At 44.7% G+C, this 15929-nt stretch carries 16 protein-coding genes and 2 pseudogenes; 11 read left to right on the top strand and 7 right to left on the bottom strand.

Annotation, left to right across the window (positions count from 1 at the left end):
* Nucleotides 1-114: 114 nt before the first annotated feature.
* The 5 genes and pseudogenes from dtd to D0A37_RS27965 all read left to right on the top strand — a co-directional run.
* Nucleotides 115-459 (top strand): annotated as a pseudogene (dtd, locus tag D0A37_RS27945) (D-aminoacyl-tRNA deacylase); the annotation flags it as partial.
* Nucleotides 460-621: 162 nt separating this feature from the next.
* A complete protein-coding gene (locus tag D0A37_RS27950; RefSeq protein ID WP_242719515.1) occupies nucleotides 622-819 on the top strand; it encodes a hypothetical protein in 198 nt (65 codons plus the stop codon).
* A gap of 99 nt (nucleotides 820-918) precedes the next feature.
* Nucleotides 919-1092 (top strand): hypothetical protein, encoded by a 174-nt coding sequence (locus tag D0A37_RS27955; protein WP_242719517.1) that lies wholly within the window; start codon nucleotides 919-921, stop codon nucleotides 1090-1092.
* Between the two features lie 225 nt (nucleotides 1093-1317).
* Nucleotides 1318-2220, top strand: coding sequence for a GPI inositol-deacylase (locus D0A37_RS27960; protein ID WP_242719519.1), 903 nt, complete (start codon nucleotides 1318-1320; stop codon nucleotides 2218-2220).
* A 29-nt stretch (nucleotides 2221-2249) separates the two neighbouring features.
* Nucleotides 2250-5642 carry a TPR end-of-group domain-containing protein gene (locus D0A37_RS27965; RefSeq protein ID WP_242719521.1) on the top strand — a complete coding sequence of 1131 codons (3393 nt, stop codon included), beginning with the start codon at nucleotides 2250-2252 and terminating at the stop codon, nucleotides 5640-5642.
* 83 nt (nucleotides 5643-5725) lie between these two features.
* Here D0A37_RS27965 and D0A37_RS27970 read toward each other — a convergent pair whose 3' ends face one another.
* The 3 genes from D0A37_RS27970 to D0A37_RS27980 form a co-directional block, all read right to left on the bottom strand.
* Nucleotides 5726-6091: a DOPA 4,5-dioxygenase family protein gene (locus tag D0A37_RS27970; RefSeq protein ID WP_242719522.1), complete on the bottom strand. Its 366-nt coding sequence runs from the start codon at nucleotides 6089-6091 to the stop codon at nucleotides 5726-5728.
* A 47-nt stretch (nucleotides 6092-6138) separates the two neighbouring features.
* Nucleotides 6139-6324, bottom strand: a complete 186-nt coding sequence (locus D0A37_RS27975; RefSeq protein ID WP_242719524.1) for a hypothetical protein — start codon at nucleotides 6322-6324, stop codon at nucleotides 6139-6141.
* 247 nt (nucleotides 6325-6571) lie between these two features.
* Nucleotides 6572-6823: a hypothetical protein gene (locus tag D0A37_RS27980; RefSeq protein ID WP_242719526.1), complete on the bottom strand. Its 252-nt coding sequence runs from the start codon at nucleotides 6821-6823 to the stop codon at nucleotides 6572-6574.
* Nucleotides 6824-6866: 43 nt separating this feature from the next.
* Here D0A37_RS27980 and D0A37_RS27985 point away from each other — a divergent pair, with 43 nt between their 5' ends.
* The 6 genes and pseudogenes from D0A37_RS27985 to D0A37_RS28000 all read left to right on the top strand — a co-directional run bounded on the left by D0A37_RS27985 (nucleotide 6867) and on the right by D0A37_RS28000 (nucleotide 12453).
* A complete protein-coding gene (locus D0A37_RS27985) occupies nucleotides 6867-8093 on the top strand; it encodes a HetZ-related protein (RefSeq protein WP_242719528.1) in 1227 nt (408 codons plus the stop codon).
* 346 nt (nucleotides 8094-8439) lie between these two features.
* Nucleotides 8440-8604 (top strand): IS1/IS1595 family N-terminal zinc-binding domain-containing protein, encoded by a 165-nt coding sequence (locus D0A37_RS29640; RefSeq protein ID WP_445242456.1) that lies wholly within the window; start codon nucleotides 8440-8442, stop codon nucleotides 8602-8604.
* Nucleotides 8605-9119: 515 nt separating this feature from the next.
* Nucleotides 9120-9255 (top strand): annotated as a pseudogene (locus D0A37_RS27990) (IS1 family transposase); the annotation flags it as partial.
* 347 nt (nucleotides 9256-9602) lie between these two features.
* Nucleotides 9603-10496: a DUF2382 domain-containing protein gene (locus D0A37_RS27995; RefSeq protein WP_242719530.1), complete on the top strand. Its 894-nt coding sequence runs from the start codon at nucleotides 9603-9605 to the stop codon at nucleotides 10494-10496.
* Nucleotides 10497-10842: 346 nt separating this feature from the next.
* Entirely contained in the window at nucleotides 10843-10977 is a 135-nt protein-coding gene (locus tag D0A37_RS29250) for a hypothetical protein (protein WP_278187126.1), read from the top strand.
* A 249-nt stretch (nucleotides 10978-11226) separates the two neighbouring features.
* Nucleotides 11227-12453, top strand: a complete 1227-nt coding sequence (locus tag D0A37_RS28000) for a mechanosensitive ion channel family protein (RefSeq protein ID WP_242719532.1) — start codon at nucleotides 11227-11229, stop codon at nucleotides 12451-12453.
* On the opposite strand, the gene D0A37_RS28005 is transcribed toward D0A37_RS28000, so the two are convergent.
* From D0A37_RS28005 to D0A37_RS28020, 4 genes are all read right to left on the bottom strand, one after another.
* Nucleotides 12426-12665, bottom strand: coding sequence for a hypothetical protein (locus D0A37_RS28005; protein ID WP_242719534.1), 240 nt, complete (start codon nucleotides 12663-12665; stop codon nucleotides 12426-12428). The two genes, D0A37_RS28000 and D0A37_RS28005, sit on opposite strands and share 28 nt — an antisense overlap.
* A complete protein-coding gene (locus D0A37_RS28010) occupies nucleotides 12662-13630 on the bottom strand; it encodes a TIGR03885 family FMN-dependent LLM class oxidoreductase (RefSeq protein WP_242719536.1) in 969 nt (322 codons plus the stop codon). Before D0A37_RS28010 ends, D0A37_RS28005 begins: the two co-directional genes overlap by 4 nt.
* A 177-nt stretch (nucleotides 13631-13807) precedes the next feature.
* Complete coding sequence (locus D0A37_RS28015) at nucleotides 13808-14659, bottom strand: DUF1206 domain-containing protein (protein ID WP_242719538.1); 852 nt, start codon at nucleotides 14657-14659, stop codon at nucleotides 13808-13810.
* Nucleotides 14660-14870: 211 nt separating this feature from the next.
* A complete protein-coding gene (locus D0A37_RS28020; protein ID WP_242719540.1) occupies nucleotides 14871-15923 on the bottom strand; it encodes an AI-2E family transporter in 1053 nt (350 codons plus the stop codon).
* Between the last annotated feature and the right edge of the window lie 6 nt (nucleotides 15924-15929).

Genomic DNA, 15929 nt, shown 5'->3' on the forward strand with positions numbered 1-15929 from the left:
AATTTGGAAGATGGACAGCACAAAAATTAGCAAGATCTTTATAACATAGTGCTGCAATTAAATTAATTTAAGCGCCAGTTCGGAGGATATTAAAGCAAAAAAAGTACATTTACCACCGAATCAGAAATCGATTGGATGGCTCGCAAATGCCTAGAATTACGTTTGTTTCCCGACTCGGCCGGGGATACCGGGTGCTGGGACAAGTCCGTACAAGACATCGGCGGCGAGTTGCTGCTTGTCAGTCAGTTTACGCTCTACGGCGACTCTCGCAAAGGTCGGCGACCTTCCTTCGATCGAGCAGCAGCTCCTGAACGAGCGGAAATTTTTTATGATCAATTTGTCGAAAAGTTGCGCCAGAGCGGCTTAAAAGTCGAAACAGGCTTGTTTGGAGCGATGATGCAAGTCTCGATCGAGAATGACGGGCCGGTGACTTTGGTATTAGAGAGAGAATCGGGGTGAGTTGTGAATTTATAATATAAATAGTTGCCGTGAGTATGGTCACAATTAAAAGTGATTATTGTGATGTAACTCCTAAGTTAATTGTGAGATGATTACTCAAATTTAGTCGTTCGGCATAGCTTATGCCAGTCTGAGTCAGACAAAAATATTATTTTTACATTTATGTTAACCCCAGTAACTAAACCATCTGTCCGAGTTACCGAAATCGGCCAGTACATCCATTATCAATCTTGCGATCGCCGCTTTAAGCTAGAGCATAATAACCGAAAGCTTGCCCGAGAGCTTCCGTTTGCAGAACGCCTCTTCAACTCCTTAGATCCAGTTCTCCAAGAGGCGGGGCGATTGAGGGAGAACGAATGAGAAACTTCTATCAAAAACAATGGTCTCATTGACCTCACTTTGTACAGCCAAAAGTCTGCTGACGAAAAGAAGACACCCTGGACTACCTTTGTCGCACAATTGCAAGGTATAAGTTCAGGACAAAGAGCATATGGACGCGAAATTTCCGTTGAAGCAGACGAGGGAGCTTTCCAGATCAAAGGCCAAATTGACTTTGTACTAATTCTGTGGGAAGCCGATCGACCAAAGCTGCGAATTGTTGAATGCAAAGCCAGTCGTCGAGATCCAAGTTAACTACCATTTTTAGGATTCGGCGGTTTCAACCGCTTATATATACAATTATTTTTAAGCCTGAGTAGTTACGCAATAATAACAAGCGATTGGATGAATTCATAAATCCTGAAATCGTTCCCCAGAGCCGAGTTCATGTGTTATGATTTGAGCGCCACAAGTACAAAACAGGATGTGAGATTAGGTCAAAACTCTTAAAATCACAGAATGTAATGGGGAAGAATTTAAATGAAAGTAGTTGGTATTCATGGAATCGCCCAAGACTTTTTAGGCAGTCCACAGCTTGAAAATGCTTGGTTGCCTGCACTACAAGGAAGCCTAGAATTGATCGAACAGCCCCGCTTGACACGATCGGAATTTGGGATGGTTTTTTATGGCGACTTATTTCGCCCGTCGGGAATGCGTTCTGCAGGAGTCCCCAAGTTGACAGCGCAGGATGTTGAAACGGAATGGGAGCAAGCCTTACTCGTTGAGTGGTGGCGTGCAGCGGCAGAGTTATCGATCGCGAATCGTAGCGCTGGCGACCCATTAGGCGAAGATCCCAGCATTCAAGAACCGGAGTTTCAAGGTCGGGGACGAACTCCCGAGATTGTGCAGCGTGCATTAAGGCAGTTGTCTAAGTCACGCTTCTTCCGAAACTTGGGCCCGGAAAAAACATTAATTTTTGCCTTGAAGCAAGTTGGTTTATTTCTCCACGATTCGGATACAAAAAAAGCAGTGTTGGAACGGGTAGAAGCCAAAGTCTCGCCAACAGAGACAAAAGTAGTGATCGCCCATTCCTTGGGTTCCGTCGTTGCCTATGAAGCTTTGTGCGCTCATCCAGAATGGAATGTACAGACGCTGGTAACGCTGGGTTCTCCTTTGGGAATCCCTAATTTGATTTTCGATAAACTGACACCTCCGCCGGAGAATTGTAAAGGTGCATGGCCGAATATCAAGCAATGGTTTAACATTGCTGATAGCGGTGATATTGTGGCACTTCAGAAATCCTTAGCCCCATACTTTGGAGATGGAGACGATCGCAAAATTGTCGATCGGCTTGTTTATAATGGATGGGAGTCTCATTCGGTGGAAAGGTATTTAACAGCAAAGGAAACGGGTGCTGCTGTTGCCACAGGCTTGATAGTTTAACGTGCTGTTGAAAATAATTTCGGCTGACAATGGGTAAATCTAAACGGTTTTTGATTGCGATCGGCTCTGCATCGTGTCCTAAAATGGAACTAGCAGACTTAGCTAGAGTCAAGAGTGATGTCGATCGAGTCGTGAATCTGTTTACAGGAACACAGCAGGGGTACACCAGAGTTTTATCCGATCAGATTTCGATCGACGCAGAGGCTGAAGACATCAAAAATGCCCTGTCCAAATGGTTTGGCAGTTCGGAAAGAAGTCAGGACGATATCGTTATCCTGTATTATGCCGGACACGCAGCCGACGATGGCAATCTAGGTTCCCACTATCTCTACACATTCAATTCTCGACCCGAGCACTTAAGTGCCAAAGCGATTGAAACTCAACAACTTGTTCGATGCCTATTTGAGGGAAATAATAACTATCCTGAAAATGTCTTACTGATTCTGGACGTTTGTTATGCAGGCGCGGGTGCGAATGGGATTATTCAGAGCTTGACTTCTGGATCGAGTACCCGCAAGCCATCGGGATTTTGCGTTCTGTGTTCGACAGATTCAGATACAGAAGCAGGTGATGGTGATTTTGTCGATGCTTTTGTTAGCGTCCTGGAGAAGTCCGATTGGCAAGATGATGACGAATTTTTAGAGCTTTCTAAACTGAGGAATAAGATTAACGAATATTTCCAGTCCAAGGCTTCCGCTCAAAAAGCGACGTTGAGCAATATCGATAGCGCAAATCCCCAAATCTTCATCAAAAACCCGAAAGCGCGATCGCCGAGCTCAACTGCTTTAGCACAGTCCAGTTCCGCAAATTTAGGTCGGGAAAAAGCCTCAAAACCTCGTCGCCCAGGTTTTTTCGTTTCTCGCCATTCGACCAAACGGTTTCTGGATGATTTTGATAAGGCGATTGAGCAACCCAACTCCGAACCGTTGATGTTTTATGCGTATGGAATTGGGGGAATTGGCAAATCTACCTTACTACATGAGTTAAAAAGTCGGCACCACGGAAACGTGAAATTTCTGGAGGCTGATTTTAACGACAGCCGATTGAGTAAACCCATCGAACTGATGAAACACTTACACCAGAAATTGTCAATTCATCAGCCAGAGGCAGATATCTTCACAGTTCGGTATCAACAGTACGAAGAAACGCTGCGACGACTGGAAACTGAGGCTGCGGAAGAAACTCAAATAGTGAGCGCTGAGCAGGGTAGTTTGGTTCGGGAATATATGGGAGTGGCGCGAAGTTCGATCGTCACCGAGGATGAATCTAGGTTTAATCCGCTTTCAACAAGAGGGCGCTTCGAGCAACTTTTGAGGCAACATCCAGCTACGCAAGGAACAACACCGGAAAAGATGAGCTTGCGAGATCTCATGCTCGATCCACAGCCAAAGCTCACCCAAGCTTTTGCACAAACCTTGATTCAGTTGTCGCAAGAGATGCCGATCGTGTTATGGCTGGATACCTATGAAAAAGCACAGAAAGATTTTAATGAATTTTTGGGTAATGAATTACTCAGAGATACGACATTGCAAAATTTTCCAGTCCGAATTGCGATGGCAGGACGCTACAAGCTGAGTCATGGACGTTATCAGGGGAAGTTTAAAGAGCGGGAGAATCCGCTGATTCGTGAATATGCACTGATTCAATTTGACGAACAAGAAACTCAAAAATATCTAGCAGATATTGGAGTGACAGATAAGGGTTTTGTGAGGCGAATTTGGAGAGCAACTCAAGGATATCCCTATTACTTAAATTTGCTAAAAAAACAAAAGGAAGAGAGCGGAAAAATCACCTTGTCTGGTGGGCACTCTAGCATGGTGAAGTTACTCCTAGATGGGTTGAATGAAACTGAACAACGAGTGGTAAAATTGGCGGCTCACTGTCGTTGGTTCGATCGACCGTTGATTCGCAATTTGCTTCAAAAATTTGAAGTATCGGACATTCTGAATGATTGCAAAAATGGTAACAAAATCGATTGGTTTAAGTGGCTGACAGAGCGTGATTTTGCAATTTCTGACGATCGATATCGGATTGATGATGTTGCCAGAAGTGAGATTCGGAAAACCCAGCATCAAGAAGATAAACAAGAATTTTTTCAAATCCACAATTGGATAGCCGATTATTTTGAGCAGCTCGCCGATCGAGAAGTATCGCCCGATCGCTCTCCCCTCGATAAATATGAAAATTCCGAATGGCAGGAGCTGATGATAGAAGTCATTTATCACAGACTATTTGCCAATAAAAATGAAGGAAAACGTCAACTATTAACTTGTTTTTTTGAAGGGGGTTATTTTAAGAAACCATTAATTGCAAGAAGTGCATTTTTTGCAATTGCCTCAGAAGCCGAACTAAAAGAAAACAAACTATTACGGGAAGATATTCAGAAGTTTCTAGACAGCATAGAGAAAACTATCGTATTTGGATGGTGGGTCATCGGTATGCCTGAAAAAGACTATAGCATTAACATCCAGGGAGAAGAAGATTCGAGTCAAGTTAAGTCCAAAATTGAGTCGGGACTAAAGGTTTGCTTCCGTGAAACTCAGAATTTAACAGGTTTAGCAAAGTGTCTGGCTCTAATAAGTTACAGTCTGCGGAGTGATTACGACCACACGCGAGCTTTAAGTCTTTTGAATCAAACTCATGCAGAAATTGAGACACTTAAAATTTTCGATAATACTCATTTTCTAAGTGACATTTACTTTTACTTAGCTTTAGCTTTTTATTTAATAGATTTAGACAAACAAGCATTAATTAGTATCGACATATCTATTGAAACCGAATCAGAAAAGTCTCATTATTACGCTCTAAGGAGTGAAATAATGAACTATTTAGAACGCTATGAAGAAGCCCTAGTCAGTATCAACAAAGCTATTGAAATTGATCCAGAAAATCCTAATTATTACGCCATTAAAAGTCACTCACTAAGATATTTAAGACGCTATAACGAGGCGATCATTAGTGAAAAAAAAGCTATTCAAATAAATACTAAAAGTTCTGATTTTTACAATAATCAAAGTTTAAGTTTAAGCCTAATCGGAGATTATCCAGCCGCGATAAATAGTTGCGATCGCGCAATTCAGTTAGGAGGAAATAAACCTCTATTACTCGTTAATAAAGGAATCGTTTTCTCCCGTGCAGGCGAATACTCACAAGCTATGAAATTGTTCGATGGAGTGATTCGCAAACATCCAGAAAAGGAGGAAGGTTACTACGGAAAAGCCTGTTGCTATGCCCGACAAGGTGACACCGAGCAAGCTATTGCTGCGCTTCAACGAGCAATCGAGATCGCTCCGCGCCGTTGTTGTCGGGAAGCTCGATCGAACCCCGACTTTGACTCCTTGCGGAATGACGAGCAGTTTATTTCCTTAGTGGGAGAGAGTCAGAGTCGCGATCTATCTTCAATTGATGTCGATCGCACTTGAGTTCCCAACCGCTCTGGTTTCTTCGGTAGCTCCGCACCCAGCAAGTAGTGTTTGCTCTACATATAGCAATCAGAGAACGATGACTAGAAACTCGCACTGGTGGTTTTAGGTCGCAGAAATTCGACATTCAACTGTAGTTTCTCTCCCAGCCACAAAGAATGTGTCGTGTGGTCTTCAACATCGTCGCCTGTTTCGGGATGAACGAGAATATCTAGTTCCTCGCGATGAAGCATTAACCAGGGAACGACTTTGCCAAACTGCTCCGGTAAAAATGCAACTTGATACATTGCTTGGGGGTGGGGGCCAATGGGTTTGTCATGCCAGCGCCCGAGCTGTACCTCAAACCGACTCAATCCTTCACGCACGCGCGCTGCAGCATCGCGGCTATCAGTGTCGAAGTAAATATGGGCGTGAAAACCAACAATTTCGATGGTGTCTTCTTTCATCATTTTTTGTGGGTGATTGAGCCGACATCTGCACAAAACGGCTGTTAACTTTAGGTTAACTTGACTCGCAGTAAACTGCGAAATTCAGCCAGCAGCGTTGTTCGCACTCGCCCCGCCGCAGCTTTAATCGGAATAAGTGCGATCGCATTTTGCCCAACAGGCGACAGCACTTTCGGTTCCATACCGTACAAATCTCGCAGCACAGTCTTGACGTTGGGAAACGCGAAATACTCCATCAGTTTCCCAATGCGGTGATTTAAGGGTTGATATCGGTTGCGGTACACACCCTACACAATACTGTGCTTATTCTTTATTCCTTCTGCCATCAGAGCAAATTTGCAGATCGACCGGGTTTCCTAAATGCTGTAGCGTAGGTTCAGAAGACATGGGTTTTCGCTACATTTTCTCCCATCCCGATTCCAGAACCTCAAACCCTTAAAAAACCAGTTTGTAAATCGTCCACTCAGCAGTCTGGCAGCACCCTCAATTTTCATCCCGCTCGCCCCACCAAAATAACGGCTCAGAATGCTTGTACAGTAAGGCTTTAATGGCAATAAAACCAATCTTCCACAGCCAGCGCTTAGAATCAGATTCAGCAGCCAAAAACTGTTGGATGAGAGAGTGGAACACTGGCATCACTGCGGTTATCTCTACTTCCGTAACATTCAATGTATAGAGAGTTGAATCAGCACAGCAAGCGAAACCGCCAGCAACTGCCACCTCACTCTCTGACAAATGTCCTCGCACACCCGCTGTGCCCTACCACCCGATAAACGCCATGACTGTCAAAGCTGCCACCAACACCGTCAACTGCAACACCGCTTCTGACCTCAACAGCATTCCAGAACAAACCGCCGAAATCAATACTGTTCCCAGCATCGATATCCTCGCTTTGGCTAACTTTGCCCTCAAAGAATTGCAAGCCGAAATGAAAACTCCCAGCCGCAGCGCTCAAGCAGTGGCGATGCGGATTGCTAAGGAAGTCGAACGGATTTGCCAAAAAAGCGATCGCATCCAAATTTCCGGCGAAGTTGAAGCTTGGCAAATCACCTTGGCCGAGCACCGGTTGCAAAAAACCCTGCAATACTACCGCCTCGGTTCCAAACAAGGCCGCGTCGAACTGCACTCCCACCTCGCGGCTATGATTTACCGCCATGTTGCTTCTTTCCGATCGAACTTGAACTTCCAAGCTCGCTACAACATGATTGAAGACTTTTTGCAAGGCTTTTACATCGAATCTCTGCGAGCTTTCCGCCGCGAACATCAACTCGATGTCACCTACCAGCCCCGCACGCAGCTAGAATTGGCTGAGTACATGGCTTTTACCGAACACTACGCCAAGCGCCAAATCGGTTTGCCCGGCCGCAACCGCCAACGCCTGATCGTGTTGCGCGCTCAAGGATTTGCCAAGGGCCAGCCTCCGGAAACTGCGATCGACATTGAAATGGCTGTAGAATCCGGCAAGGGAGAAGAGGCGGAAATGTACAGCCGCTCTCCGGCGCTGCAACAAGTGCGTGAGCAAATGGTATCGGAAACTGTCGATCCGGCTGATGCTGTGCTGCGCGATCGAGTAGTCGCGGAATTGATCGCCTATCTGGAATCGCAAAATCAGCCAGAATGCGTGAATTACTTAACTTTAAAATTGCAAGACCTTTCCGCTTCGGAAATTGACCGCGTGCTCGGTTTGTCTTCCCGCCAGCGCGACTACTTGCAACAGCGCTTTAAGTACCACGTCGAAAAATTTGCCCGCACTCAAAATTGGAAACTCGTGCACGAATGGCTGGGTGCTGATGTCGATCAAAAGCTGGGAATGACTTCGGACAAATGGGAAGCATTTCGCGCTCAACTGTCGCCGGAACAGCAGCAACTGTTAGACATGAAGCGGAATCAAGAAAGCGACAAGGCGATCGCCACCGCGCTCAAATGCACTCCCAAACAAGTCCAAAAACGCTGGGCGCAACTGTTGGAGCTGGCTAGCCAGACTCGCAACAGCAACCAAGCTTAATTGGTGCTCAAATATGAATGCAACTGTTTTCTTGAGACTGGAAAATGCGATCGGGTGCGGCACCTGCACAGGAATGCCCGCCCCGGCGCCCGCTCTCAAATCAACCAGGGCTGCTACTAATTTATCGCCGCTTTTTGGCAAATTCAATTTATTAAAACAACATTACTTTTTTTAATATTTTTCCTTCCCTGGTTAGGCCGGGGAATTTGTTTTTATTAGTAATTAGTCCTTCGTCATCAGTTATGGGAAATTGCTTGCTGAAGAGGCGACGTTGCATCATATATTTATAAGGATATTTAAACATAGCTAGTGATCTAATAAAGGCAAAGTTGTTCAAAATTCAAAAATGCAATTGCCAAAATGCAACTATGAAGATGTAGTTAAAAATGGACATCTTTACGGAAAACAGTGCGATAGATGTAAAAAATGCGATCGCCAGTTTGTCCAAACCTATAGTGAGCATGGACACTCCGAGGATGCCAAACAAATTTGCTTAACCAATGTACTGTAATGCCATAGCCCGCGAGACAAATTGAGCGTTGTACTGCTATCACCCACAATAGTATCATCAACGGGGTCAAAGAAACAGGGGGACGATTATCTGAAACTGAGGCAGTTGAAACGATACCCGAAGTAAGCGAAATCGACGAAATATGGACAGCCAGAAATCACTTTGCTGAGGGCATTCTTGCTGGGAAGTTAGGGGATAGGAGGAGTGACACTTTTGTGGCTTTGTGGATGATGATTAAAAATTGGTATTGCTATTTCTGGGTGACTGAGGGTTATTGTGTTGACCCAAAATATATCAATTCTGAAAACCATATTTTTGCAATACTTATTATATGATATCGTTTCCGGTTGCATCGGAATAATAAAATCGAGTCAACAGTTAACACTCAACCATTCAGTTTTTCGACCCGCCCGTCAACAGTTAACAGTCAACAGTCAACAGTCAACAGTCAACAATAATTCCGGTGCAACCGGAATTGATGTGACTTGCGGTCGAAGGGCAGAACACCGGAGTCCAGACGTTATCTGGCGCGGGTGACATCGCAACACCTTATGTTATTCCAAGTCTAAAGAGATGTTGCAACTTTCGATTCGTTTGTTGCTTTTTTACCTCAAACATAAAAATCCCAAATCTTTTCCAGTTTTTCTTTGAGCATTATGAATATATGCAATCCTCACACAACTCTAGTTTTAAAGTAATAAATTATGTCTATAAAAGGTTTTATATGCGTTAATTTACCGTATTAAAGTATAACTTATAGCTTTATTGCTGCTTTATGGCTTGATAAAAACCGTTAAACACCGATTGTGGAACTTGAGGGTGCGGAAGGTGGATAAACAATGATAATTCATCTATCCAAAGACAGAAAAAAAATTAAAATTAATATACTCATCGTACTATTCTGTTTCATTTAATCCTTCATAAGAAGGAAGCATCAAAGTTGAGTTCTATCTAAAATGGGGGCATAACTTGATGTAGATAGAAAGGGAAGGACTCCTATGTTACTTTACAAAATTGAAGATTTTAATCCCAACTACCGCGAAGCTGCTTTTAATGGCGAAGATATCAAAGGTCTGGATATCTATGCTGGAAATACAGATGAGAAGATTGGCTCTATCGATACCGCGCTAGTCGATGAGACAGGACGTTTCCGATATTTTGTTGTTGACACGGGTTTCTGGATCTTTGGCAAGAAGGTATTAGTTCCAGTTGCTCTTTGTCGAGTGGAGGTAGATGCAGAGCGCATCTACGCGACGGGTTTGAGGAGTAAAGAGCAAGCAGAAAAACTACCCAAGTATGAAGATGGGATGGTGGTTGATTACGATTATGAAGAACAAGTGCGGGGTGTTTATCGTACTTCAACAGTAGAAGGGTCTGCACCTGTAGAAGCATCATTGCCTTTAGAGGCATCTGCACCAGTTTCTATGCCGCGTTCTGTCTCTAACCAAACTACGGCTGCTGGTTATGACCGCAACACCTACACTTACGAACACGAGCCTCAATTGTATCAGATGAACGAGCGTGAGCATCACAAATTCCGCCTCTACGAAGAACGACTGGTTGCAGAGAAAAGCCGTCACAAAACTGGCGAGGTAGCAATTGGCAAGCGAGTAGAAACCGACACGGCACGAGTTTCAATTCCAACAGAAAAAGAGCGAGTTGTAATTGAGAGTGTAACTCCAGGAAAGGCAGGTGCGCCAGTAACTCGGGATACTCCATTCCAGCAGGAAAAGGTGATGCGTATGGAAGTTTACGAAGAAACTGCTGATCTCAAAAAAGAAGCTTTCGTCCGCGAAGAAGTTAACATCAGGAAAGAAGTTGAAACGGAGATTGTTGAGGCAACGGAAACGCTGCGTCGTGAAGAGTTGGATGTAAAGACCGAAGGGCGTTAGAGTGCGAATGAATTGAACCAGGTTTTGTAGTTGCGCTGTCTTCGCCCACATTAGCGTTGAAGCGCAAAGACGAACCTAAAAAATCACTATAACTGCAAAAAAAACGTAATTTTTCATGTTTAATTGCTGGCGTTGACCCCTAATAAGTGCAGCATTCCTAGCTTTATCGTTTAGCATCGGTGCGACCAGTTTTTTAGTAAGGTCTGAGCCAGTTGCAGCTCAACAAGCTCAGCAGACATTTCATGATGTTCCGTCTAATTACTGGGCGCGTCCATTTATTCAATCTTTAGCTGAAAAAGGCAATGTTACAGGATATCCTGATAGAACATTTAGACCTAAACAGCCTGTGGATGGCGACGAATTTGCAGCAATGATCCGCCAAGCCTTTGAGCGAGCAAAGATTAGGAACATACCCAGTGGAAGTGCCTTTAACGCTGTGCCTCAAGGCTATTGGGCAGAGCCTCCCATTCAACAAGCCTAGGAAATGGGATTGATCAGAGGCTTTGCCGGATTGCTATTGGTTTAGGATATCCTCGATCGCTATTTCTTTTATTAGCCAACTTAGACAACAACAGCGGTAGTGCATCGAATCAAGCAAAGCATAAAAATTCATTGGAGGCGGTTAGCACGATCGAGCGTGCGGTCGGTTCTGTTACTCGCGCTCTTAATTGCCCTAACGATAACGTGTATTACCCCGAATTCCGCAGGCGCCCAAGACGAACGGGTAACAGTGCGTTTAGATGGTCGAGCCATGTTTCGGGTGAGTGCGGTAGAAAACGTAGATGCAACCGCACGGGCGCGACAGATTGAGCGGCGGCTGAGCCGACTGTTGGAGAATCCTACGGCGATCGCACCTCCCCGCATTGAACCGACTCAAGGTAGCGATCAGCGGGTGATTACGATTGCTGGAGTCCCTGTTGTCACCGTAACTAAAGCAGACGCTCAGGATAATTTGACAACGGTTGATACGCTGGCAACTCAGTGGTCAGAGGCGATTAATACCGCCCTAACGCGAGCCAGTCAGCGCCGTCTTTCCCCTTCGGAACGCTTTGTGGCAGAGGTGCAATCCTCGGTGCAAACCGGATTTGCAAGACTGGGTGAATCTGCGATCGCGATTATTCCCCGCGCCCTAGCTGCATTACTGGTGATTGGATTATTTTGGGCGATCGCGGCTTTGGTGCGCTGGTTGATGCGCCTGATTTTCCGTCACATTGTAGAAGACTTAACGGTAGAAAACCTAATCAAACAAGTCGCCTACTATGTTGTCTGGAGTCTCGGTTTTATTGTAGCCCTGGATGCCTTTGGGTTCGATCCGCAGGCAGTTGCCACCGGATTGGGTTTAACAGGTCTTGCTCTCGGCTTTGCTTTAAAAGATATCCTTTCTAACTTTATCAGCGGCATTTTAATACTGGTATTGCGTCCTTTTCAACTTGGGGATCAAATTGTTGTGGGGGAAACTGAAGGCAATGTCGAGCGGATCGAATTGCGCGCCACCCAACTCCGTACTTATGATGGTCGAGTTGTATTGGTTCCCAATGCGGAAGTGTTTACCTCGCGCATTACAAACAACACCGCCGCCCCGATTCGTCGCAGCAGCGTGACTCTGTTTATTGGCTACGATAGCGATTTGCAAAAAGCCGTAACTGTTATGACAGAGGCCGCGCAAGCTACGGAAGCCGTGCTCACAGATCCGCCAGTTTCCGTGCGAATTCGAGAGTTGGGACAGGATGACATCTTGGTTGAGGTGCGGTTTTGGACGGACTCGCGACGTTCTGACTTTGTGGCGACAACCTCAGCCGTGAGACGGGCAATCGTTCTTGCCTTCAAAGATGCTGGCCTCGGCTTGCCCGATCCTGATGTGCGAGTGCTGATGCCGCGCCATCCCGATAAGTGGCGAACCGCATTGGGTTTGGGAGAGAGCGATCGCACTCAGGATTCTGACAAGGCTAGTCGGTAAGTCATATCGATTCCGTTGCACCGTCCGTTATTGTTGACTGTTGACTGTTGACTGTTGACTGTTGACTGTTGACTATGAGTCAAAAAACTGAAAATAGCGCGAATTATTTGTTGGCAGCTTAATTCGACTTTACGTTCGGCGATGAAGCGCGGATTTGATATCATTCCGGCGGCGCCGGAATTGATATCAGTAGCATCATAATTACGAATCAACTTTTTTTCAGCCCTGGCACTACTTTTTCGCCAAACACCTCAATAAACTGCTCTTGTTCTCGGTTAACGTTGTGCAAAATTAGTTCATCAAACCCCAATTCAATATCTTTTTGCAACCACTCAATATGCTGCTCTTGCTCTGCCGAGATGCGGACGTGTTGATATAACTCATCAGGTTGCACAAACTCCCCGGCGGCATCAAATTGATCGGGTGTTATCAGTTCTGTCAACATTTTGCTTTTGAAAATGTTACTACGCCATTGATCATGAGCGCCTTGTAGTGCTTTCTCTGCATTACTGTGATAGGAAAGCTGCACTTTCAAAATCATTGGTTTCCCTTCTCCGCCACCGCGACGAAACGCATCGACGACTTTTTTTAACTTTTCAGGTGGGCGAGAAGTAGTAATTAATCCATCTGCCCAACTGCCCACCCATTCTGCGGTTTCTGGGGTAACTGCGGCGCCGATAATTAATGGGAGAATTTCCGGGCGGGTATAGAGTTTTGCATCTTCTACGCACACTAAACCGCGATGGGTGACGGTTTCTCCTGCCCAAAGGGCGCGGATAATATCGACACATTCTTTGAGACGTGTGTTGCGATCGCTCTTAGTAGGCCACTTCTCCCCAGTAATATGTTCGTTCAACGCTTGACCGCTGCCAACCGTGATCCAAAAACGATTTGGAAACATTTCTGCCAACGTTGCCGCAGCTTGGGCAATAATAGCCGGATGATACCGCTGTCCGGGAGCGCAAACAACCCGATAGGAAAGCCTCGGCGTTGCTTGCATTGCTGCACCCAACCAAGACCAAGCAAAACCACTTTGTCCTTGCGCTTCACTCCAAGGATGAAAGTGATCGGAAGAAAGGGCATGGGTAAAGCCAGCTTGTTCTGCCATTTGGACATATTTCAGCAGTTCGCTGGGCTTAAACTGTTCGTGGGAAGCGTGATAACCAATTTGTGGCATAAGTTTTTAGGAGTTTTGAGTTTGAAGTTTTGAGTGTTGAGTTAAAATATCCAGAATTAAAAGCAGGTGATTTAATCAGGACGCCTTGTAAAAGTTTTGAGCTTTGAGTTAGATAAGTTTTTAATTCAAAAAAATTGTTGTACTCAAAACTTATAAATCTCTGTATAACAGGCAAGCTTATGAGCGCAAAATTCGCCGATAGCGAGCTTGAATTACCGAGTAGATGCCATAGGCAATTAAACCCAAAGGTACTAGAGCCAAAATCACTGGACTAAAAGGCTGTTGTGCCAGAATTGCCAACACCTCGCCCAATCCCTTCGTTTGACTGGCATCCGATAGCCTTGCTGCTTGAATTAAGAAAAAACCAATTATAACGAAAACAGTTCCACGGGCAGCAATTCCAAATCGACCCAACCGTGTCGCCCACTTTTGCTCGGTTGGGCTCATTTCATCTAGCTTGAAATGGCGGCGAAATTTGGCTTTATATGCTTCGTAGAAATAAGAAAAACCTACACCAATAACCATTGATCCCGCCAATCCTACCAGCCATTGTCCAAACGGTTGCGCTAAAATTTGGGCTGTCAAATCTTCCGTTGTATTGCTATTACTACGGCCCGAACCCATTATCAGTTTTACAGCCGTTAAAGCCAAACCTGCGTAACCTAAAGCACTTAAGGCGTAGCCAATGCGTTGGGCAATTCGCTTGGCATCCATTTTCTGTCCTTGGTGTTCTGGGTCTAGAATTGTCTGAACGATACGCCAAAGGGCATAACCAATAAGGCCAATCGTTACCAGAAATAGCAGAAATTTACCGAAGGGTTGGTTAACAATTGCTGATAATGCACCGCTAGTATCGGTTGTCCTGCCACCCGTACTAAAGGCTGCTTGTGCTGCTAGAAAACCGACAATAAAGTAAACTAAGCCTTTGGAAGCATATCCCAATCTTGCGAGTCGCTCAAACCAGGGATGAGAAGCTGCCTGTCCAATTGAGTCTTTAATGCTGTCGGTGGGTGAGTTGTCCCGTTTCATATTTTTTATACTTTAGTTGTTAACGACTGCTGGCAGAGGCAATGCTGCTTTCCTTTCCAGTTAACTGAGTTCTTAAAGAAATAATTTATATTATTATCCATTAATTTAATTATTAGCTTGTTTAGATATTTTTTTCATCTGTCTTGAGCGGGAGTGTCAGCGGTTGATTTATTGAGAAACTTCACATTAATTGGGGTTGACAAATATAGCTTTATGGGTTATCTACTGGCTTCCCTGATGGAGCAGTCTGCCAGGGGTCTAGTATATCTTTGATTAAAACTTCTTGAACCCAAATTTGAATAACAATTAGAATTGGTAGCCCTAAAAATAATCCCAAAAAACCCAAGAAAAATCCCAATGCTGTCAAGAGAGCTAAGGTGTAAGCGGGAAGCAGAGATACCTGCTTTTCCATAATGATAGGTGTGACCAAGTTGCCTTCAATTTGTTGAATTAGGAAATAAAGCAACAACACCGCGCCTGCTTTTGAAGGCGAATCTAATAAAGCCAGCAGCAGCGGTGGAATTACGCTGAAAATTGCGCCCACATAGGGAATTAAGGCTAATATGAATGCCACAAGCCCGTTCACAAAAGGCAGTCGAACTTGCAAAACAAACAAACCAATAATGCTGGTAATACCAATAAAACTCATGCTTAATGCCACGCCTGCCAACCAACCCATTAAACCCTCTTCGCATTTTGACATAATTTCATCGGCTCGCTGACGGTAAAAAGCCGGAAAAAGGCTGATAATGGCGTGGCGGTATGGCATCGGATTTACCAGAAGCATGATTGTCAAAACGGTAATTAATAAGGTATTGATAATCAAGCTTAGATAGTTGGAAAACCACAGATAAATATGCGAACTTGTCCACCGAAAAACCGTTTTAATTTCTTGGGTTAAATCATCAATACTGGGAATGTTATCAAAAATTTGTCCGGGTAATCTTGCTTGCAACCAATAGAACCCAACTCGCAGTTGTTCTATTCCTAGCGGGACGAGTTGGGACAACTCTTGAAATTGATTGCTCAGGCGCGTTACGATGAGAGTTACCAAGACAGCGCTCGCTGTGACTAGAATCGCAATTGCTAAGGCGATCGCCACTCCGCGCTTAGCACCCGACTGCTGCAATCTTCGCACTAAACGGTTGAGAGCGATCGCTAAAATTACGGCGGTAAAAAACAGTAAAACAATCGTTCTAATTTTCCACAGAATATAAAGCGAAGCTACCAAAGCAAAAAAACCGATCCATTTTCCAAAACCCACAACAAA

Origin of the sequence: Microcoleus vaginatus HSN003 (assembly GCF_022701255.1) — a bacterium.
GTDB lineage: Bacteria > Cyanobacteriota > Cyanobacteriia > Cyanobacteriales > Microcoleaceae > Microcoleus > Microcoleus vaginatus_B.